General features: G+C 63.8%; 17 protein-coding genes. 10 read left to right on the forward strand and 7 right to left on the reverse strand.

The genetic code is table 11. From position 1 onward, the window contains the following. Positions 1-3: 3 nt before the first annotated feature. The 3 genes from QRN70_RS13995 to QRN70_RS14005 form a co-directional block, all read right to left on the reverse strand. Positions 4-789 (reverse strand): sulfite exporter TauE/SafE family protein, encoded by a 786-nt coding sequence (locus tag QRN70_RS13995; protein ID WP_285418592.1) that lies wholly within the window; start codon positions 787-789, stop codon positions 4-6. A 127-nt stretch (positions 790-916) separates the two neighbouring features. After that, positions 917-2,131 carry an MFS transporter gene (locus QRN70_RS14000; protein WP_285418593.1) on the reverse strand — a complete coding sequence of 405 codons (1,215 nt, stop codon included), beginning with the start codon at positions 2,129-2,131 and terminating at the stop codon, positions 917-919. An 81-nt stretch (positions 2,132-2,212) separates the two neighbouring features. Beyond that, the gene (locus QRN70_RS14005) at positions 2,213-2,962 is read right to left on the reverse strand and encodes a hypothetical protein (protein ID WP_285418594.1); all 750 of its coding nucleotides are present in this window, start codon (positions 2,960-2,962) and stop codon (positions 2,213-2,215) included. A gap of 249 nt (positions 2,963-3,211) precedes the next feature. Between QRN70_RS14005 and QRN70_RS14010 the strand changes: the two genes are divergently transcribed. The 3 genes from QRN70_RS14010 to QRN70_RS14020 all read left to right on the forward strand — a co-directional run bounded on the left by QRN70_RS14010 (position 3,212) and on the right by QRN70_RS14020 (position 5,835). Next, the gene (locus tag QRN70_RS14010; protein ID WP_285418595.1) at positions 3,212-4,360 is read left to right on the forward strand and encodes an aldose epimerase family protein; all 1,149 of its coding nucleotides are present in this window, start codon (positions 3,212-3,214) and stop codon (positions 4,358-4,360) included. A gap of 159 nt (positions 4,361-4,519) precedes the next feature. Continuing rightward, a complete protein-coding gene (locus tag QRN70_RS14015; RefSeq protein WP_285418596.1) occupies positions 4,520-5,338 on the forward strand; it encodes an aldo/keto reductase in 819 nt (272 codons plus the stop codon). Between the two features lie 26 nt (positions 5,339-5,364). Continuing rightward, on the forward strand, positions 5,365-5,835 hold the full coding sequence (locus tag QRN70_RS14020) for a DUF1810 domain-containing protein (RefSeq protein ID WP_285418597.1): 471 nt from the start codon (positions 5,365-5,367) through the stop codon (positions 5,833-5,835). Here the strand turns inward: QRN70_RS14020 and QRN70_RS14025 are convergent. Beyond that, on the reverse strand, positions 5,800-8,160 hold the full coding sequence (locus tag QRN70_RS14025) for a DNA polymerase II (protein ID WP_285418598.1): 2,361 nt from the start codon (positions 8,158-8,160) through the stop codon (positions 5,800-5,802). The two genes, QRN70_RS14020 and QRN70_RS14025, sit on opposite strands and share 36 nt — an antisense overlap. 188 nt (positions 8,161-8,348) lie before the next feature. Here QRN70_RS14025 and QRN70_RS14030 point away from each other — a divergent pair, with 188 nt between their 5' ends. Further along, complete coding sequence (locus tag QRN70_RS14030; RefSeq protein WP_285418599.1) at positions 8,349-8,789, forward strand: CBS domain-containing protein; 441 nt, start codon at positions 8,349-8,351, stop codon at positions 8,787-8,789. Between the two features lie 99 nt (positions 8,790-8,888). Here the strand turns inward: QRN70_RS14030 and QRN70_RS14035 are convergent, their stop codons facing one another. Beyond that, positions 8,889-9,512, reverse strand: coding sequence for a glutathione S-transferase N-terminal domain-containing protein (locus QRN70_RS14035; protein ID WP_285418600.1), 624 nt, complete (start codon positions 9,510-9,512; stop codon positions 8,889-8,891). A 328-nt stretch (positions 9,513-9,840) separates the two neighbouring features. On the opposite strand from QRN70_RS14035, the gene QRN70_RS14040 reads away from it, so the two are divergent. The 4 genes from QRN70_RS14040 to QRN70_RS14055 all read left to right on the forward strand — a co-directional run bounded on the left by QRN70_RS14040 (position 9,841) and on the right by QRN70_RS14055 (position 12,467). Further along, positions 9,841-10,362: a DUF3455 domain-containing protein gene (locus QRN70_RS14040; RefSeq protein ID WP_285418601.1), complete on the forward strand. Its 522-nt coding sequence runs from the start codon at positions 9,841-9,843 to the stop codon at positions 10,360-10,362. Between the two features lie 78 nt (positions 10,363-10,440). Further along, the gene (locus QRN70_RS14045) at positions 10,441-10,980 is read left to right on the forward strand and encodes a sigma-70 family RNA polymerase sigma factor (RefSeq protein ID WP_285418602.1); all 540 of its coding nucleotides are present in this window, start codon (positions 10,441-10,443) and stop codon (positions 10,978-10,980) included. After that, positions 10,977-11,678 carry an anti-sigma factor gene (locus QRN70_RS14050; protein ID WP_285418603.1) on the forward strand — a complete coding sequence of 234 codons (702 nt, stop codon included), beginning with the start codon at positions 10,977-10,979 and terminating at the stop codon, positions 11,676-11,678. Before QRN70_RS14045 ends, QRN70_RS14050 begins: the two co-directional genes overlap by 4 nt. A gap of 192 nt (positions 11,679-11,870) precedes the next feature. Beyond that, positions 11,871-12,467, forward strand: coding sequence for a hypothetical protein (locus QRN70_RS14055; RefSeq protein ID WP_285418604.1), 597 nt, complete (start codon positions 11,871-11,873; stop codon positions 12,465-12,467). Between the two features lie 74 nt (positions 12,468-12,541). Here QRN70_RS14055 and QRN70_RS14060 read toward each other — a convergent pair whose 3' ends face one another. Continuing rightward, positions 12,542-13,630, reverse strand: coding sequence for a DUF1615 domain-containing protein (locus QRN70_RS14060; protein ID WP_285418605.1), 1,089 nt, complete (start codon positions 13,628-13,630; stop codon positions 12,542-12,544). A 274-nt stretch (positions 13,631-13,904) separates the two neighbouring features. Between QRN70_RS14060 and QRN70_RS14065 the strand changes: the two genes are divergently transcribed. Next, complete coding sequence (locus QRN70_RS14065) at positions 13,905-16,109, forward strand: TonB-dependent receptor (protein ID WP_285418606.1); 2,205 nt, start codon at positions 13,905-13,907, stop codon at positions 16,107-16,109. 207 nt (positions 16,110-16,316) lie between these two features. Continuing rightward, the gene (locus tag QRN70_RS14070; RefSeq protein WP_285418607.1) at positions 16,317-17,852 is read left to right on the forward strand and encodes an FAD-dependent oxidoreductase; all 1,536 of its coding nucleotides are present in this window, start codon (positions 16,317-16,319) and stop codon (positions 17,850-17,852) included. 124 nt (positions 17,853-17,976) lie between these two features. Here the strand turns inward: QRN70_RS14070 and hemB are convergent, their stop codons facing one another. Continuing rightward, positions 17,977-18,951: a porphobilinogen synthase gene (gene hemB, locus QRN70_RS14075; protein ID WP_285418608.1), complete on the reverse strand. Its 975-nt coding sequence runs from the start codon at positions 18,949-18,951 to the stop codon at positions 17,977-17,979. Positions 18,952-19,131: the final 180 nt, after the last annotated feature.

Here is a 19,131-nt window from a genome sequence, read left to right on the forward strand (position 1 = left end):
CGATCAGAACGCCAGTTTGTAGCCGATCAGCAACAGCATGGTTGCCAGGCACGGACGCAGCAGTTCATCGGAGATGCGCCCGGTCAGGTGGCTGCCCAGCCAGATACCCGGCAGCGAACCGAGCAGCAGGAAACCCAGCACGCCCCAGTCCATGTTGCCCATGCTCGCGTGGCCGAGGCCGGCGACCAGGGTCAGCGGCACGGCGTGGGCGATTTCGGTGCCGACCAGGCGCCGCGTCGGCAGCAACGGATAAAGAATGAACAGCGCCACGGTGCCGAGGGCGCCTGCGCCAATCGAGGTCAGGGCGACCATGGTGCCGAGGATCAGCCCGGTGATCACGGTCATCACATTCAGTCGCGCACCGCTGGGGTTGTAGTTGCCACCGGCGCGTTTGTGGGCGAATGCCAATAGACGTTTCTTGAACAGAATCGCCAGGGCCGTGGCGAACAGCACGAAGCCCAGGGCCTGCTTGATGATGGCGTTCATCGCTTCGGGCGCGGTGTGCAGGGTGCTGAGAAACCACAGGGTCATGGCCACCGCTGGCACGCTGCCGAGGGTCAGCCAGCCGGTGATGGCCCAGTCGATGTTGTTGTTCTTGCGGTGCACCAGCACGCCACTGGATTTGGTGATCGCCGCGTACAACAGGTCGGTACCCACCGCAGTGGCCGGGTTGATGCCGAACCACAACAGGATTGGCGTCATCAATGAACCACCGCCGACACCGGTCATGCCGACGATGAACCCTACCACCAGCCCGGCAACCATCAGGCCGAAATTTGCCAATTCCATTAAGACGTCCAGAAAAACGACAGGAAAAATCTGGCCCGCAGCATAGCGATTTTTCTTATAACTACCTATATCGATCCGATCTATCGTTATGCCCTGAAGCAATTACCGGCACCGGCGCCAGTACCGCTCAATGTTGCCGGCGACCCGGTTTGAAACTGTGCTGGCGATTGATCCACACCGTGGCCAACGCGATCAGCGACAGGATCAGCAACGCCCACGGAAACGCCAGTGCACCCGCCCGGTCCAGCAACAGGCCGCCGAACAGACCACCGCCGGCAATCGCCACGTTCCACGAAGTGGTGAGCATCGCCTGCACCACATCGACGTGGTCGCCGGCCGAATCGGCCGCCGCCGTCAGCAGCAGCGTGGCCGAGCCACCGAACGACAGGCCCCACACCGCCATGCAGGCGTAGATCAGCCACGCCGACGGTGCCGCCAGCGCCAGCACCAGCGCGGTCACGGCGAACACCGCGAGGCTGAGCAGGGTCAGCCAGCGCAACCAGCGATCCACCAGCAGGCCGATGATCCAGATGCCCAGCAGCGAACACAGGCCGAATACCAGCAGCACCAGATCGACGCGTTCGGCCAGGCCGGCCTGCATCAGGAACGGCGCGATATAGGTGTAGAGAATGTTGTGCCCGAGCATCCACGTCAGCACCACGAACAGCACCGGACGCACGCCGGGCAAGCGCAGCGATTGCATCAGTGGCAGACGCTCGTCGCCGGCCTGGCCGGGCCGATCCGGCACCGCAACGACAATCCACGCCGCCAGCACCAGCGCCAGCCCGGACATGATCGCGAACGACGCACGCCAGCCGATCATATGGCCCAGCCAGGTCCCGGCCGGCGTGCCCAGCGACAGCGCCACCGGGGTGCCGAGCATGGCAATTGCCAGCGCCCGTCCCTGTTGATGCACCGGCACTAGGCGCCGGGCGTAACCGGCCATGATGCCCCACGACAACCCCGCCGCCATCCCGGCGAGAAACCGTGACGCCAAAGTCAGACCGTAATGACTGGAAAGCGTGGTGATGGTGTTGAACAGCAGAAACCCGCCGACCGTCATCAGCAGCACCCGCCGCCGACGCCAGCCGCGCGTGGCCACCGTCAGCGGAATGGCCGCGACAATCGAGCCGAGTGCATACAGCGTCACCAGTTGCCCGGCGAGCACCTCGCTGACGTCAAGGCCGGCGCCGATCTGCGGCAGCAGGCCGGCCGGCAGTGTTTCGGTGAGGATGGCGATGAAACCGGTCATGGCGAACGCCAGCAACGCGGCGTAGGGCAGTTTTTCGCGCTCGGTGGCGCGCTCCAGACGGCTGTAGTCGGCGCTTGCGGGGTCGGTCATGACGGATGGCGCTCCTTTTGAGTCAATTCAGGCGAAGGATTGTATACAAATATCGCCACCTGCCACTCTACCCGACTGCGCTTACTGCACCGGCAGAAAATTCAGGAACAGCAGGCTCTGCGCGTAATTCAGGCCGATGCGCCGATAGCGCTCGTCGAGCATCTGGGTCAGCAGATCAAGGCGCGCCACGACCTTGCCGAATTCGGTGGCGAAACTGAGGTTGCTGCCCTCCTCCGAAATCTCATTGGAAAACAGCAGCGGCTGGCCTTCCTTGTTCTGCCGCTGGGCCAAAATCCAGGTGGCTTTCTCGATGTTGCGCGCAGCGTTGTTGACGAAGGTCGGGTTGATCGCATCGGTCATGTAGAACTCGAGGCGATTGCCGTGGGCGGTGACCAGCATGCTGCCGATGGCATAGATGAAGGCGCCGACGCGGTCACCGAGAAACTCCGGGCTCATGGAATAACTGAGCGCCGCCAGATCCTTCCTGCCGCCCAGCGTCGGCAACGGTTGCTGCTGCTCGATCGCCAGGCGCACCTGTTTCACCGCCGTGGGCACGTCGAGGAAGCCGGACTTGCGCAGTTCCTCGGGGTTGCGCAGGTACAACTTGCTCATCAGCAGATAGAGGCTGTCGAGGTTGTCGCGCATGGCCAGGGTCGCCATGCGGTCGACGCTGGTCTGGAGAAACTCCTGGGGTTTGGCCTGACGAAACTGGGTGACGAAATCGTTGCCGTCCTGGTGGCTGCAAGCGCCGAGCAACAGCGTCGACAGACACCCCAGCAGCAGGCACGAACGACGCAATAACGCAGTGATCGGGGGAAAAACTCGCAGCATGAATACTCTGACGGACACGTTCGCGTGCGGCGGAAGTCACCGCAACCTGGCCATGGATAGAGCCGGGGATTGCGAAAAAGTGCAGTGACGCGGCGGTTTCCCGACCTTTGGCGCAGCGTGTCACACTAATTTAGTCCGACTTTATTTTTGCAATCGGCGCCAGATCCGCTATAAATTTTCCCTCAATCACAAATTAGACTGACTATTTAAACCGCTTCGCCAAAACAACAACAAAAAGGAAGGTCAACCATGCTTCAATCCCGTCACCTGCTCTCCGGCCTCGGACTGTCCCTGATGATCGCCACTCTTTCCGCTCAGGCCGCCGGCCTGGCCAGCGAACAAAAAGCCTTCGGCAAAACCAATGACGGCACGCCCGTCGAGCAATTCATCCTGCGCAACAGCCATGGCATGCAAGCCACCGTCATCACTTACGGCGCCACCCTGCAAGCGCTGCAGGTGCCGGACAAGCACGGCAAGCTCGACGACGTGGTGCTCGGTTTCGACGATGTCCAGGGCTATCAGAAAGGCACCGCCTACTTCGGCGCGACCATCGGCCGCTTCGGCAATCGCCTCGCCGACGGTGCCTTTGAACTCGACGGCAAGCGCTATCAGGTGCCGCAGAACGACAAGACCAATGCGCTGCACGGCGGCACCCAGGGCTTCGACAAGAAAGTCTGGAAAGCCCGGGCCACCCAGGATCAGGATTCGGTCGGCGTGACCCTGACCTACCTGTCGGCGGACGGCGAAATGGGCTTTCCCGGCAACCTCACCACCGAGGTCAGCTACCGTCTGACCGAGAACAACGAACTGCGCATCGACTACGAGGCCAGCACCGACAAGCCGACCGTGCTCAACCTCACCAACCACAGTTATTTCAACCTGGCCGGCGCCGGCAATGGTGACGTGCTCAAGCAACTCGCCACCCTCTACGCCAGCCATTACACCCCGGTCACCGCCAAGCTGATTCCGACCGGCGAACTGGCGCCGGTGGCCGGCACGCCGATGGACTTCACCCGGCCCACCGCCATCGGCCAGCACATCAAGGCCGATCATCCGCAGCTGAAATTCGCCGAACCGAAACAGGGTGGCTTCGACTTCAACTGGGCACTCGATAGCCGAGGCGATATCGGCAAACTGGCCGCCGAGGTCAGCGATCCGCAGTCCGGCCGCCACTTGCAGTTGTTCACCAGTGAGCCGGGCGTGCAGTTCTACACCAGCAATTTCCTCGATGGCAGCGTCAAGGGCAAGGGAGGCAAGGTCTATCCGCACTGGGGCGCGTTCACCCTCGAGACCCAGCACTATCCGGACTCGCCGAACCAGCCGAACTTCCCCAGCACCCGACTGGATCCGGGGCAGACCTATACCCAGAGCGTGTTGTTGAAGTTTTCCGCGAAATAACCTCGCTGCCGAGCCAGGAGCGCCGCCTGCCTCAGCGCGACAACGGGAAAACGCTATCCCGATGCCGCGCTGAGGCAGGCGGCGATCTTTTTGCTTTTGAACCCCTGGTCTATTCTGCTGCCCACTCTAGGTATCGACCCAGCAGAAAAGGAGGTTTGAATGCGTACCCTCGAACTGGCAGGCGTGCAGGTCCCGGTGATCGGCCAGGGCACCTGGCGCATGGGCGAAGACCGCTCGGCGCACGCCCGTGAAGTGGCGGCCCTGCGCAGCGGCATCGAACTGGGCATGACCCTGATCGACAGCGCCGAAATGTATGCCGAAGGCGGTGCCGAAACCGTCGTCGGCGAAGCCATCTCCGGCCTGCGCGACCAGGTGTTCCTGGTCAGCAAGGTCTACCCGCACAATGCCAGCCGCCAGGGCATTCCACTGGCCTGCGAGCGCAGCCTGCGCCGGCTCGGCACCGACTACATCGACCTGTACCTGCTGCATTGGCGCGGCCAGTATCCGCTGGAAGAAACCGTCGAAGCCTTCGAGCGCCTGCGCGCGGACGGCAAGATCGGCCGCTGGGGCGTGTCGAACTTCGACGTCGATGATCTCGAACTCGCGGCGCCGGCCTGCGCCACCAATCAGGTGCTGTACAACCTGGAAGAACGCGGCATCGAATTCGACCTGTTGCCGTGGAGTCAGCAACGGCGTCTGCCGCTGATGGCCTACTGCCCGATCGGCCAGGGCGGCGCCATGCTGGCCGAACCGGTGCTCAACCGCATTGCCGCTCGTCATGGCGTGACTCCGGCGCAGGTTTCGCTGGCGTGGATTCTGCGTCAGGATGGGGTGATTGCGATTCCCAAGGCGGTGCGCGCGGAACACGTGCAACTCAATGCACAGGCGGCGCAGCTGCAACTCGATGGCGGGGATCTGGCGGCGCTGGACCAGGTGTTTCACGCGCCACAACGCAAGCAGCGGCTGGCCATGGTCTGAGCCGCCGACTGGCAGAGGGCTTCGTCATGAGAAGCACCGATCAGCACGACCCGTTCAACCTGCAACGCTTCGTCCAGGCCCAGGAACCGGTATTCGAGCGCGTGCAGCGCGAGCTCGACGACGGCCGCAAGCGCAGCCACTGGATGTGGTTTGTGTTTCCGCAATTCGCCGGGCTCGGTGGCAGCGAAATGTCTCGGCGCTTCGCCATCACCTGTGCCGAGGAAACCCGCGCCTACCTGGCCCACGATCTGCTCGGCGCACGGCTGCGCACCTGCACGCAACTGGTGCTGAACGTGCGCCAGCGCTCGGTGGCGGAGATCTTCGGCCATCCGGACGACCTGAAATTCCACTCCTCGATCACCCTCTTCGCCCAGTTCAGCGCCGCCGGCAGCCTGTTCCACCAGGCACTGGAGCGCTTCTTCCACGGCATCGAGGACGAGTGGACGCTGCAACTGCTGGACTCAAAACAGGCCCAGTTGCCCCCCGATCAGGGTTGAAAAATCGTCATCGACGAACGGCAGGATCGCATCCGCCACCGGTTGCAGCTGGCGGCTGATGTAGTGGTCGTAATCGATCGCAGCGCGCCGTGCCTCCAACGGCTCGGGGCCGGCCAGGGTAATCACGTAGCTGATCCAGCCGCCGTTCTGGTATTGCCGCGGGCGCCCGTGTTGCGCGTTGTAATCGTCGGCCAGACGCGCCGCACGGACGTGGGGCGGCACGTTGCGCTCGTAGTCGTCGAGGGTACGGCGCAGGCGCTTGCGGTAGACCAGGCGCTCGTCGAACTCGCCGGCGAGGGTCTTGCGCACATAGTCGCGCACGTAATCCTGATACGGCTTGCGCTGGAAGATCCGTTGATACAACTCCTGCTGGAACTGCCGCGCCAGCGGCGACCAGTCGGTGCGCACGGTTTCCAGGCCCTTGTAGACCATCTCCTCACTGCCGTCGGCACGCACCACCAGGCCGGCATAGCGTTTCTTGCTGCCCTCCTCCGCGCCACGAATGGTCGGCATCAGGAAGCGTTTGTAGTGGGTTTCGTATTGCAGCTCGAGGGCGCTCTCCAGGCCGTATTCCTCGCGCACATGTGCGCGCCACCAGTCGTTGACGTGCTGCACCAGCGCGCGGCCGATGTTCGCCGCTTCCTCCTGGCCGTGGGGGCGACGCAGCCAGACGAAGGTCGAGTCGGTGTCGCCGTAGATCACGGCGTGGCCCTGGGCTTCGATCAGTTGCCGGGTGCGCAGCATGATTTCGTGGCCGCGCAGGGTGATCGATGACGCCAGGCGCGTATCGAAAAAGCGACAGCCGCTGGAGCCGAGCACGCCGTAGAAGGCGTTCATGATGATTTTCAGCGCCTGGGACAGCGGCGCATTGTGCTCACGCTTGGCCGTCTCGCGACCCTCGGCGACCCGCGCGACAATGGACGGCAGGCAATGCCGGGTACGCGAGAAGCGCGCGCCGCGAAAGCCCGGTACCGAGTCGGCGTCGTCGGAGTGCTGCAGGCCTTCGATCAGCCCCACCGGATCGATCAGGAAGGTGCGGATGATCGATGGATACAGGCTCTTGTAGTCGAGCACCAGCACCGATTCGTAGAGCCCCGGTTGCGAGTCCATGACAAAACCGCCGGGGCTGGCCTGCGCCGGCTTGCTGCCGAGGTTCGGCGCGACGAAGCCCTGGCGGTGCATCAACGGCATGTACAGGTGCGTGAAGGCCGCCACCGAACCGCCGCTGCGATCCGCCGGCAGGCCGGTGACACTGGCGCGTTCGAGGAGGAATTTCAGCAGTTCGGTCTTGGCGAAAATCCGCGTGACCAGTTCGCAGTCCTTGAGGTTGTATTTGGCCAGCGCCGGTTTGTCCTCGGCGAACATGCGGTTGATCTCGTCCATGCGCTGGTACGGGTTGTCGATCGCCTTGCCCTCGCCGAGCAGCGTTTGCGCGACGTTTTCCAGACTGAACGAGGGAAAGCTCCAGGTCGCCGAGCGCAATGACTCGATGCCGTCGATAATCAGCCGGCCCGCCGCCGCGGCGAAATAGTGCGTGCGGCTGCCGTGTTCGCGCCACTGCATCTCTTCCCCGCCGCGGCCCAGCCGCAGCGGCACGCCGAGGCGCCGTGCGTGTTGATGGAGGATGCGCAGGTCGAACTGCACCAGGTTCCAGCCGATGATCGCGTCGGGGTCGTGGCGGGCGAACCAGTCGTTGAGTTTTTTCAGCAGCAGCGTGCGCGAGTCGCAGTATTCGAGATCGAAGTCGACGATGCTGGCATCGCCGTTCGGGGCGCCGAGCATGTACACCTGGCGCTCGCCACAGCCTTCGAGGGCGATCGAATACAAATCGCCCTGCTCGGTGGTTTCGATGTCCAGCGACACCAGGCGCAGCGCCGGACGATAGTCGGGCGCTGGCTTGAGTTGAGCGTCGAGCAGCGTGCCGTCAGCACCCGCCGTGCCGCTGAACGTGACCGGGGCGGTGATGAAGCGCTCCATCAGGTAGCGCTCCGGTGGGCGCACGTCGGCTTCGTAGACCTCGATCCCGGCGCGATTGAGCGTGCTTTCCAGACGCATCAACTGCCCGTGCTGCTGGCAATACAGGCCGAGCACCGGACGATGCTCGAAATCCTGCAGGGCCAACGGGCGCAGTTCGACGTTCTTCTCATCCGCCAGCAGCCGCTCGGCCGGCTCACGCTGTTCGGCCGGAATGAACGCCACCGACGGCTGGTGCGGCAGGCGCACGCGGCGCGGCCCGGCGTCGGTCGCCAGCCAGAACTCGACTTCGGTGCCGGCCGGGGTGTCGCGCCAATGCCGGGTCAGGACGAAGCCCTGCTGTAAATCCACCGCTGCAACCTCAGGAATTGAATCAGAGCGGCATTCTACGCGCTCGAGCAGGGGCTGAGGGAGCACGCGGCTGCGCGACAATTTCAGCGAATGACGTTTTTTGCGTGATTTCTGCCGCTTTGCGGCCTTGCCCTGCGCGGCGCCGTCTACGATGCTTGGATAACAACGACAACACCTGAGTAACCGCCATGAAAACCGTCGCCCAGCTGCTCAAGCTCAAAGATCAGAAAAATCAGGAAGTGCACCAGATCAAACCCGATCACATGGTGCTCGAAGCGCTGATGAAAATGGCCGAGAAGAACGTCGGCGCCCTGCTGGTGGTGGAGAACGATGAAGTGCTGGGGATCATCAGCGAGCGCGACTACGCGCGCAAACTGGTGCTGCATGGCCGCTCTTCGGTGGGTACGCCAGTGCGCGACATCATGGTGTCGCCGGTGATTACCGTCGACACCCATCAGACGGTCGATACCTGCCTGGGCATCATGTCGGACAAGCGCCTACGCCACTTGCCGGTGGTCGAGAACGGGCGCTTGATCGGTCTGCTGTCGATCGGCGACCTGGTCAAGGAAGCGATTGCCGAACAGGCCGAGCTGATCAAGCAGCTGGAGCAGTACATCCGCGGCGAATGAGCGCGATCTTGACGTTCCCCCTCTGCGTACAGGAATGCAGCCCGGGACGCTCTGCGTCCCCGGGCGCAATGCTGGCGTGCCGGGCGCCATCCGTGCAGATCAGGCCGGCCAGTGCCGGGCAAACACCGGCGCCAGCACCGGATGCCGGTCAATTCTCTGCAACCACGCATAAAACCCTGGCCGTGCCTGGCGCAAATGCTCGCGCGTCCCGGCCCAGCGGGTCACCACCGCCGCCAGCACATCCAGCGCCCCCGGCGTCTCATCATCCAGGTACAGCTCGGCGGAAAACTGGTCGGCGAATACGTCCCAGGCCCAGTGCAGGCGCTCGCGGGCGCCGGTCATCAGGTTCTGCCGCGACGCCTCGTCCGGCATCACCAGCCAGCGCTCGGGATAGTCGATGACGCCGACGGCGGCGTAGCAATTGCTGACGATGTAGACCATGCCGCGAATCGCCTGGTCGCGGTCGGCAGCCTCGGTCGGCAGCAGGCCGGATTGCGGAAAACTCAGGCCGAGGTGAATCAGGATCGCCGCGCTCTCGGTCAGGGCACTGCCGTCGGGCAGTTGCAGGGTCGGGATCTGTTTCAGTGGATTGAGCCGGGCCAGCGCCTCCGCCGCCTCGGCTGACGCCTCGATATCAATGAAGCGATAGGCGATCTGGCACAGTTCCAGCGCCGCTTCGATGGCGGCCGCGCCTGAGTTGCGATGTCCGTAGAGCTGGTACATATCTCCCCCCTTGATTGACTGCCTGGCCCGCGCGGCGCAGCGGGCGCCCGCCGGGCTGCACGCGCCGGTAAAACCGCCACTGCGCTGTATCAGTTGTAGTGCATTTACCGGAAGCGGAGCTGCCGCGCAGCCGGGCGGCCCCACCTGCCTCAGGCAAAAGACCACGGTTTTCACCGGTTTGCACCGCAGCAGCCGTCGATCTGCGCCGAAGGACGGGTGGAGGTTGAAGTTTATTTTTCCGCCGCTGCATCCAAACCGCTGTGCCGCGGGTAGTCCCTGTAACAGCCACACTCGGCTGTCAGCGGATCAGCCTTTTCGGAGAACAGCGATGAACACCAGCCAATTGATTTGCTTCAGTGGTTTGCTTGCAGTCAGCTCGACAGCCTTCGCGCAGACGGCTCTGCCCGACAGTATCAAGGTGCCTGACGGACACAAGATCGCCCTGGAAACCACCGGCGTCGGCGAGATCACCTATGAATGCCGCGACAAGGCCAACGCACCGGGTCAGACCGAGTGGACGTTCGTCGGCCCGAAAGCGCTGCTCAGTGATCGCAGCGGCAAGCAGGTCGGTACTTATTTCGGCCCGCCAGCCACCTGGCAGGCCAGCGACGGCTCGAAAATCACTGGCACGCAACTGGCCGTCGCCCCGTCGAGCCCCGGTAATCTGCCGTATCAACTGGTCAAGGCCAATCCCGCCGAGGGCAAAGGCGCAATGAGCGGCGTCAGCTACATCCAGCGTGTCGCGCTCAAGGGCGGCGTAGCGCCGGGCAGCGCCTGCACGGCGGCGAACAAAGGCCAGCAGGAAGTGGTGAAATATCAGGCCGATTACATCTTCTGGGCGGCGAACTGAAACGTTCGGTTGCACACAATGTCCTGCGGGACGTGGCGTTTTCTGGATGTTTCGCAGCGGTGAACTAGATTGCACGCCATGTCCCTGCCTGAGCCTGTGTTCGACTACGAAGCTCACCTCGCTGCCTGCGCCCGCGGCGAGCGTGCCGCCCTGCACCGTTTGTATGTGCAGGAAAGCCCGCGCCTGCTCGGCGTCGCCAGGCGGCTGGTGCGCGATACGGCGTTGGCCGAGGACATCGTGCATGACGCGTTCCTGAATATCTGGGGCGGCGCGGCCGGGTTTGATCCGGCACGCGGCTCGGCGCGTGGCTGGATGTTCAGCATCACCCGCCATCTGGCGTTGAATGCGCTGCGCAAGCACCAGCGGGACCTGCCGTTGCATGAAGAGACGCAACTGGCTGCACCGGACAACGAGGCCGCGTTCGCCGCACTGGCCCATTCGGCCCGCATCCACCGCTGCCTGGAGCAACTGGAACCGCAGCGCCGCCACTGCCTGCTGCACGCCTACGTCGACGGTTACTCGCACGCGCAGATTTCGGCGCGCCTGGGCACGCCACTGGGCACGGTCAAAGCCTGGATCAAGCGCAGCCTCAACCTGTTGCGGGAGTGCATGGGATGACCACTGAATCGGCGCAGGAACGCGACGAGCTGGCCGGCGAGTACGTGCTCGGTACGCTCTCGGCCGAACAGCGGCTTGCCGTGCAACGGCGCTTGCCCGACGAACCCGACCTGCGCGCCGCGGTGGACGCCTGGGAGCGGCGCCTGCTGGAGCTGACCGCCCTGTCCGCGCCGCAACAGCCGTCGAAGCAACTGTGGCCACGCATCGAGCGCAGCCTCGAGCGCCTCGCACCGACTGCACCGACGGCGCAAAAGACCGCGTGGTGGAACCTGCTAGCGCTGTGGCGCGGTCTGAGCGCCGTCGGGCTGGCGACGAGCCTGGTGCTGGGCGCGCTGCTGCTGACACAGACCACACCGAAACCCAGCTATCTGGTAGTGCTGGTCGCGCCGCAGGACAAGGCGCCGGGCTGGGTGATCCAGGCCAGCAATGCCCGGGAGATTCAGTTGATTCCGCTGGGGGTGGTCGAAGTACCTGCGGACAAGGCCCTGGAGTTCTGGACCAAGGCTGACGGCTGGCAAGGCCCGGTGTCGCTGGGGCTGGTCAAACCGGGACAAGCCTTGTCGGTGCCGCTGGACAAACTGCCGCCGCTGCAGCCCAACCAGTTGTTCGAATTGACCCTCGAAGGCGCCAGCGGCTCGCCGATCGGCAAACCGACGGGGCCGATCCAGGCGATCGGGCGGGCGGTGAAAGTGCTTTGAGGATCGCCACGCACGGCAGCTTCTGCAGCGGCATCGCAGTTTCCGGGTAGGCGTGGCCCAGGTCGCGATCCGTGCCGTCGACCAACCATCACTGCCGTCGATGTTCACAATCACGGCAATGAAGTTCTCATAAAAAATCGCCGGCGTAACATCTGCTCCATACCAACCCATAAAACCCCGGAGCACACCATCATGAAACGCCAGACTCTTCTCAGCATCGCTTTCTCGGTCTTCGCAGTGAACGCTTTCGCCGCGACTCCAGCTCACACCATGATCGCCGCCGACGGCTCGGATCATCTGTACCAGAACGCTGTCGCTGCCGATGGCTCCGATCGTCTGCAAGGCAACACCGTCGCCGCTGATGGCTCCGATCGTCTGCAAGGCAACACCGTCGCCGCCGATGGCTCTGATCGTCTGCAAGGCAACACCGTTGCCGCTGATGGCTCCGATCGTCTGCAAGGCAACACCGTTGCTGCTGATGGCTCCGATCGTCTGCAAGGCAACACCGTCGCCGCTGATGGCTCCGATCGCCTGCAAGGCAACACCGTCGCCGCCGATGGCTCCGATCGTCTGCAAGGTAACACCGTTGCTGCCGACGGCTCCGATCGTCTGCAAGGCAACACCGTTGCCGCCGATGGCTCTGATCGTCTGCAAGGCAACACCGTTGCTGCCGATGGCTCCGATCGTCTGCAAGGCAACACCGTTGCTGCTGATGGCTCCGATCGTCTGCAAGGCAACACCGTCGCCGAAGGTGGTTCGGATCGTCTGATCGAACGCCGCGTTGTCTGAATGAATGGCTGCACCGCAACAACGCAGAAAAAACCCGGCTCCCGTCAGCCGGGTTTTTTTATGGCTTTTTTCCGTCAGCCCTTGGCCATGCAGCGCCGATAGCGTTCGTCGACGCGTTTGGCAAACCAGGCCGTCGTCAATTTGCGGGTGATTTTCGGGCTCTGCAGCACGATGCCCGGCAGGACCGCACGCGGCAGCGCCTTGCCCTCGGCCTGCTCGGCCAGTTCGAACACCCGTTGATACAGCGGTGTTTCCTCGAACTCCAGGCTCTTGCCCTTTTCCAGTTGCTCGCGGAGGGTCGGGTTGCGCATGCCCAACGACTTGCCAAGGGTGCGCACGGCCAGTTCGGTGCTGCCGGGCATGATCGAGTCATAGCGAATCAAGTCGCCGTCCAGCGCCAGCGAAATGCCGGAGGCGCGGCTGACCGCATTCTGGAACGCCGCATTGCGACTGGCGTACCACCCGGCATTGAAATCGGCGAAGCGATACAGCGGCTCGCGGTAACTCACCGGGTAGCCGAGCAAATGCGCGATGCCGAAATACATGCCGCCACGGCGAGTGAACACTTCGTGGCGAATCGTGCCCTGTACCGGGTACGGATAATCCTTGGCGTGCTGTTCGGCGAACTCGATGCTGACCTGCATCGGCCCGCCGGTGTGCACTGGGTTGAAGCCACCGAACAGCGTACGGCCCATCGGCACCATGCCGATGAAGTCATCGAAAATGCCGCTCAACTCCTTCTCGCTGCGCGCGGCGTCGAGGCGTTCGCTGTAGCTCTTGCCGTTGGGCGAGCGCACCTGCAACGCGGCGCTGACCAGCAGGCCGGGGATGTGCACCTTGGCGGCGCGGCGGTCGATTTCGTCGCGGGCGATCTTGCCCAGGCCCGGCACCGGCGGATCGACCTGGAACGTCGACTCCTGCTCGGCCACCGCCAGCACGGCGCACAGGTTCTGGGTAGTCGGGCTGATGTTCTGCGCGGCGAACGCGGCATAGATATCGTTGGCCCAGCCCTGGCGGTCGCTGGCCTTGGCCGGCATCAGCCGGACGATTTGCGCCTTGACCTCGGCGGGTGGCCGCGGCGCCGGCTCGCCACTGCGCTGACCGGCGCAACCGGCCAGCACCAGCAGCGCGGCGAAACTGAGCAGTAATCGAGGGGTGTGCATAACGCTCCATCCAGTCCGTTGAGCCCGGTTCACCATACGTTCAATGGTGTGGCGCAGGCTAGGACTGCGCGGACCCGGCGCTGTTCCCCCGGCATTCCCATGCCGGCAAAGTCCGATCGAACAAGCCGCGACGCACGCGGCAACGGGTAATGACAAACTGATTGCAAAACGTTACTGAGAAAACCTATCATTTGCGCCTGGAGTCGCATTTGCGCAAGGAGTTCCCGCGCCGCCCTAACTTTTCTGACTGGCCGTGCGCCTCCAGGTACGAACCATGCTTGCTCCCGCTCGACTCGGCATCCCCTCTCGCCCGACGCTTATCGCCCTGCTCTGCTCCCTGAGCATCACCGCCCATGCCGCTGAAGAAGCCGGCAAGGAGCTGGTGCTGGACAACGTCAACATCAACGCCCAGGCCCCGACACCCAGCGCCTTGCCGCCGGTGTACAGCGGTGGCCAGGTCGCCCGTGGCGGACAACTGGGGGTGCTGGGCAATCAGGACATGATGGACGTGCCATTCAGCGTCGCGTCCTACACCGAGCAACTGATCCAGGACCAACAGGCCGAAGACGTCGCCGATGTGCTGCTCAACGATTCGTCGGTACGCCAGGCCTCGGGGTTTTCCAACCAGTCGCAGGTCTTCATGATCCGCGGCCTGCCGCTCAACGGTGACGACATTTCCTATAACGGCCTGTACGGGGTCCTGCCGCGGCAGATCATTTCCACCGACGCCCTCGAGCGCGTGGAAGTGTTCAAGGGGCCCAACGCCTTCGTCAACGGCGTGACCCCGACCGGTTCCGGCATCGGTGGCGGCGTCAACCTGCAGCCCAAGCGCGCCGGCGACGAGCCGCTGCGGCGCTTTACCAGCGACATCAACAGCGAAGGTCGCCTCGGCCAGCACCTCGACATCGGCCAGCGTTTCGGCGCGGACAACCGCTTCGGCGCGCGGATCAACCTGGCCCAGCGCGAAGGCGACACCGGCATCGACCACGAAAACCAGCGCTCGAAACTGTTCGCCATCGGCCTCGACTACCGTGGCGATGCGCTGCGCCTGTCCGGCGATTTCGCCTATCAGAAGGAACGCGTCAACGGTGGCCGCAATTCGGTCAACCTCGGCACCGCCACGCACATCCCGGATGCGCCATCGGCCGACACCAACTACGCGCCGAAGTGGGGCTACACCGACATCGAAGACACCTTCGGCATGCTCCGCGCCGAATACGACCTCAACGACAACTGGACCGCCTACGTCGCCGGCGGCGCCAAGCACACCCGCGAAGTCGGCCGTTACAACTCGACCACGCTGGTCGGCAACAACGGCGCGTCGTTCACCACCGGCTCGTTCATCCCCCACGATGAAGACAACACCAGCGTCATGGCCGGCCTCAACGGCAAATTCACCACCGGCGCAGTCAGCCACAAACTCAACTTCGGCCTGACCGGTATCTGGGCCGAACAACGCAGCGCCTATGATTTCGACCTGACCCGCTACGACAACAACATCTATCACCCGCTGCAGACGCCGGCGCCGGTGGGCAACTTTGCCGGCGGCGACCTGAACGACCCGGGAATCGTCGGCAAGACCTTCAATCGCAGTGTCGCGCTCTCCGACACCCTGGGTTTCTTCGACGATCGCCTGCTGGTCACGGCCGGCCTGCGTCGTCAGCAACTGGTGGTGCAGGGCTACAGCTACGCCAGCTACGGCAGCGGTCCGCGCTCGTCGAGCTACGACGAGTCGATCACCACGCCGGTGTACGGCATCGTGTTCAAGCCGTGGGAGCATGTGTCGTTCTACGCCAATCACATCGAAGGCCTGGCCCAGGGCCCGACCTCGCCGACCAGTTCCGGCGGCTTTCGCGTGACCAACGGCAACGAAGTCTACGCACCGGCACGTTCCAAGCAGACCGAAGCCGGGGTCAAAGTCGACATGGGCACTTACGGCGCGAGCCTGGGCGTCTATCGCATCGAGCAGCCGAGCGACGGTTACTGTGAAATCGACAGCGCCACCACCTGCACCTACGTGCGTGAAGGCGAGCAGATCAACAAAGGCGTGGAGCTGAACGTGTTCGGCGAGCCCATCCAGGGCCTGCGCCTGATCAGCGGCCTGACGCTGATGGACACCGAGCTGAAGAACACCCAGAACGGCGCCAACGACGGCAACCGCGCCATCGGCGTACCGAGCTTCCAGTTCAACGCCGGCGCCGACTGGGACGTACCCGGCCTGCAAGGCGTAGCACTCAACGCGCGGATGCTGCGCACCGGTGGCCAGTACGCCGACGCAGCCAACAACCTCAGCCTGCCGAGCTGGAACCGCTTCGACGCCGGCGCGCGTTACGCTTTCAAGGTCGCGGAAAAAGACGTCACCCTGCGTCTGGGCGTGGAGAACCTGGCCAACAAGAAATACTGGGAATCGGCCCAGGGCGGCTACCTGACCCAGGGCGAACCACGGGTGGCGAAGTTGTCGGGGACGATCGATTTCTAAGCGTCATCGCGTCGTACAAAGGCCCCGCAGCTTTACCGTTGCGGGGCCTTTTTTGCGGCGGGTTATAACCCCCCCCTTCGCGAGCAGGCTCGCTCCCACATTGCAGCGCGTTCGACGGTGGCAGCGAGCCTGCTCGCGAAGACAGCCGGGCTGGCCGCCCTGTTTATCTGATCCATACTTGCTGCACAGCCAACGGAGGACAGGCCCATGAACCGCAGCGACGTACTGATCATCGGCGCCGGCCCGACCGGTCTGGTGCTGGCTCTGTGGCTGAGCAAACTGGGCGTGCGCGTGCGCATCATCGACAAGACCTCCGCCCCGGGCACTACTTCGCGGGCACTGGCGGTGCAGGCACGAACGCTGGAGTTGTACCGCCAGTTGGACCTGGCCGACACCGTGGTGCGCAACGGGCACAAGGTCGCGGCGGCGAACTTCTGGGTCAAGGGCAAACCGCTCGCGCAACTGCCGCTGAACCGCATCGGTGAAGGTCTGACGCCCTACGCATTCGTGGAAATCTTCCCCCAGGATCAACACGAACGGCTGCTGATCGAACGCCTCGAAGACTACGACGTGGTGGTCGAGCGCAACACCGAGCTGGAGAGTTTCGAAGAAACCGGCGACGGCCTCAACGCGCATCTGCGCCTGCCCGATGGCCGGCAGGAAATCTGTCAGGCCTGCTACCTGGCCGGCTGCGACGGCGCCCGCTCGGTGGTGCGCAAAGCCCTCGACAGCGGCTTTCCCGGCGGCACCTATCAGCAGATTTTCTACGTCGCGGATGTGCACGCGAGCGGCCCGGCGCTCAATGGCGAACTGCACCTGGACCTGGACGAAGCGGATTTTCTCGCCGTGTTTCCGCTGGCCGGCGCAGGTCGGGCGCGCCTGATCGGCACCGTGCGCGATGAACGTGCGGCGCGCGCCGAAACCCTGCAGTTCGCCGATGTCAGCAGCCGCGCCATCGAGCACCTGAAAGTGCACATCGACGAGGTCAACTGGTTCTCCACCTACCGCGTGCATCATCGCCTGGCCGAGCATTTTCGCAGCGGCCGCGCCTTTCTGCTTGGCGATGCCGCGCACGTGCACAGCCCGGCCGGCGGCCAGGGCATGAACACCGGGATTGGCGATGCGATCAATCTGGCGTGGAAACTCGCCGCGGTGCTCGGCGGCGGTGCCACCGCCAACCTGCTCGACAGCTACGAAACCGAGCGCATGGCCTTCGCCCGGAGGCTGGTGTCGACCACCGACAAGGTATTCAGTTTCGTCACCGCCGAAGGGCGCATGGCCGATCTGCTGCGCACGCGGCTGGCACCGTTCCTGATCCCGAAAATGGCCGCGTTCGAGGCCAGCCGTGAATTCCTGTTTCGCACCGTCTCACAAGTCACCCTCAACTATCGCGGCATGTCGCTGAGCCAGGGCACCGCCGGCCACGTGCACGGCGGTGACCGCCTGCCGTGGGCCCATGATGGTGAGGGCGACAACTATGAGCCGTTGCGCCAGCCCTGCTGGCAGGTGCACGTGTACGGCGACACCAGCGACGAAATAATCTCCTGGTGCAATGAGCATCACCTGCCGCTGCACGTGTTCGACTGGCGCCCGGCATTCGAAACCGCGGGGCTGGGACGCAACGGCTTCTATCTGCTGCGCCCGGACACCTATGTGGCGATCGCCGACAACAGCGCCGATCCGAAGGTGATCGAACGCTATTTCCGCGATCACGGGATACGGCCGTTTTTCGCCTGCCCCTGACACAGCACCAATCGAATGTGGGAGCGAGCCTGCTCGCGAATGCGTCGTGTCAGTCAGCATGGATATCTGCTGAAAGACCGCTTTCGCGAGCAGGCCCGCTCCCACAGGGGCTGAATGTTGGAATTTAGATCCCGGCCAGGGCCAGGTCCATCGCAAAGTAGGTGAAGATCAGATCGGCACCCGCACGCTTGATCGCGCCGAGGCTCTCGCGCACCACGCGGTCTTCATCGATGGCCCCGGCCTGGGCGCCGAACTTGATCATCGCGTACTCGCCGCTGACCTGATACGCCGCCAGCGGCAGGTTCGAGGCCTGGCGAATGTCGCGGATGATATCCAGGTAGGCGCCCGCCGGTTTGACCATCAGCGCATCGGCGCCTTCCTGCTCGTCGAGCAGCGATTCGCGCAAGGCTTCGCGGCGGTTCATCGGGTTCATCTGGTAGCTCTTGCGGTCGCCCTTCAGGGCGCTGCCGCCGGCCTCGCGGAACGGCCCGTAGAGCGCCGAAGCGAACTTGGTCGAATAGGCCATGATCGGCACCTGGGTGAACCCGGCCGCATCGAGGGCCTGGCGAATCGCCCGCACCTGGCCATCCATCGCCGCTGACGGGGCGATCACGTCGGCACCGGCACGCGCGGCGGCCACGGCCTGGCGGCCGAGGTTGATCAGGGTCTGGTCGTTGTCGACTTCATGGTTGTGCATCACGCCGCAGTGACCGTGGTCGGTGTACTCACAGAAGCAAGTGTCGGACATCACGATCATCTCCGGCACGGCATCCTTGGCAATACGCGACATGCGCGACACCAGACCGTTTTCGCGCCAGGTGTCGCTGCCGTTGGCGTCCAGATGGTGGGACACGCCGAAGGTCATCACCGACTTGATCCCGGCACGGGCATAGCGCTCGATTTCACTGGCCAGTTTGCGCTCCGGAATGCGCATCACGCCGGGCATGCTCTTGATCGGCACGAAATCGTCGATCTCTTCCTCGACGAAAATCGGCAGCACCAGATCGTTGAGGCTGAACTCGGTTTCCTGGAACAGGCTGCGCAGGCTCGCATTGCGGCGCAGACGGCGTGGACGTGCTTCGGGGAACTGACTGGACATGGGGCCTTTCCTGAAAAACTGCGGATGAGACGAAAGTCGTAGGGGGCGAAGCTTATGCCCTGCGCGGGGCGGCGTACAAACCTGGATCAATCAAGAGTGCGTTACCCAGGACGCAATAATCATCGTCGCGGTTGAAGAGACTTGTGCAAGCGAGCCTGCTCGCGGAGGCGCCGTATCAGA

The sequence above is a fragment of the Pseudomonas sp. efr-133-TYG-5 genome (genome assembly GCF_030209175.1).
Lineage (GTDB): Bacteria > Pseudomonadota > Gammaproteobacteria > Pseudomonadales > Pseudomonadaceae > Aquipseudomonas.

Bases quoted from the DNA above. Each gene is read 5' to 3' on its own strand.
- QRN70_RS13995 (WP_285418592.1), bottom strand. From the start codon at position 789: ATGGAATTGGCAAATTTCGGCCTGATGGTTGCCGGGCTGGTGGTAGGG.
- QRN70_RS14000 (WP_285418593.1), bottom strand. From the start codon at position 2,131: ATGACCGACCCCGCAAGCGCCGACTACAGCCGTCTGGAGCGCGCCACC.
- QRN70_RS14005 (WP_285418594.1), bottom strand. From the start codon at position 2,962: ATGCTGCGAGTTTTTCCCCCGATCACTGCGTTATTGCGTCGTTCGTGC.
- QRN70_RS14010 (WP_285418595.1), top strand. From the start codon at position 3,212: ATGCTTCAATCCCGTCACCTGCTCTCCGGCCTCGGACTGTCCCTGATG.
- QRN70_RS14015 (WP_285418596.1), top strand. From the start codon at position 4,520: ATGCGTACCCTCGAACTGGCAGGCGTGCAGGTCCCGGTGATCGGCCAG.
- QRN70_RS14020 (WP_285418597.1), top strand. From the start codon at position 5,365: ATGAGAAGCACCGATCAGCACGACCCGTTCAACCTGCAACGCTTCGTC.
- QRN70_RS14030 (WP_285418599.1), top strand. From the start codon at position 8,349: ATGAAAACCGTCGCCCAGCTGCTCAAGCTCAAAGATCAGAAAAATCAG.
- QRN70_RS14035 (WP_285418600.1), bottom strand. From the start codon at position 9,512: ATGTACCAGCTCTACGGACATCGCAACTCAGGCGCGGCCGCCATCGAA.
- QRN70_RS14040 (WP_285418601.1), top strand. From the start codon at position 9,841: ATGAACACCAGCCAATTGATTTGCTTCAGTGGTTTGCTTGCAGTCAGC.
- QRN70_RS14045 (WP_285418602.1), top strand. From the start codon at position 10,441: ATGTCCCTGCCTGAGCCTGTGTTCGACTACGAAGCTCACCTCGCTGCC.
- QRN70_RS14050 (WP_285418603.1), top strand. From the start codon at position 10,977: ATGACCACTGAATCGGCGCAGGAACGCGACGAGCTGGCCGGCGAGTAC.
- QRN70_RS14055 (WP_285418604.1), top strand. From the start codon at position 11,871: ATGAAACGCCAGACTCTTCTCAGCATCGCTTTCTCGGTCTTCGCAGTG.
- QRN70_RS14060 (WP_285418605.1), bottom strand. From the start codon at position 13,630: ATGCACACCCCTCGATTACTGCTCAGTTTCGCCGCGCTGCTGGTGCTG.
- QRN70_RS14065 (WP_285418606.1), top strand. From the start codon at position 13,905: ATGCTTGCTCCCGCTCGACTCGGCATCCCCTCTCGCCCGACGCTTATC.
- QRN70_RS14070 (WP_285418607.1), top strand. From the start codon at position 16,317: ATGAACCGCAGCGACGTACTGATCATCGGCGCCGGCCCGACCGGTCTG.
- hemB (WP_285418608.1), bottom strand. From the start codon at position 18,951: ATGTCCAGTCAGTTCCCCGAAGCACGTCCACGCCGTCTGCGCCGCAAT.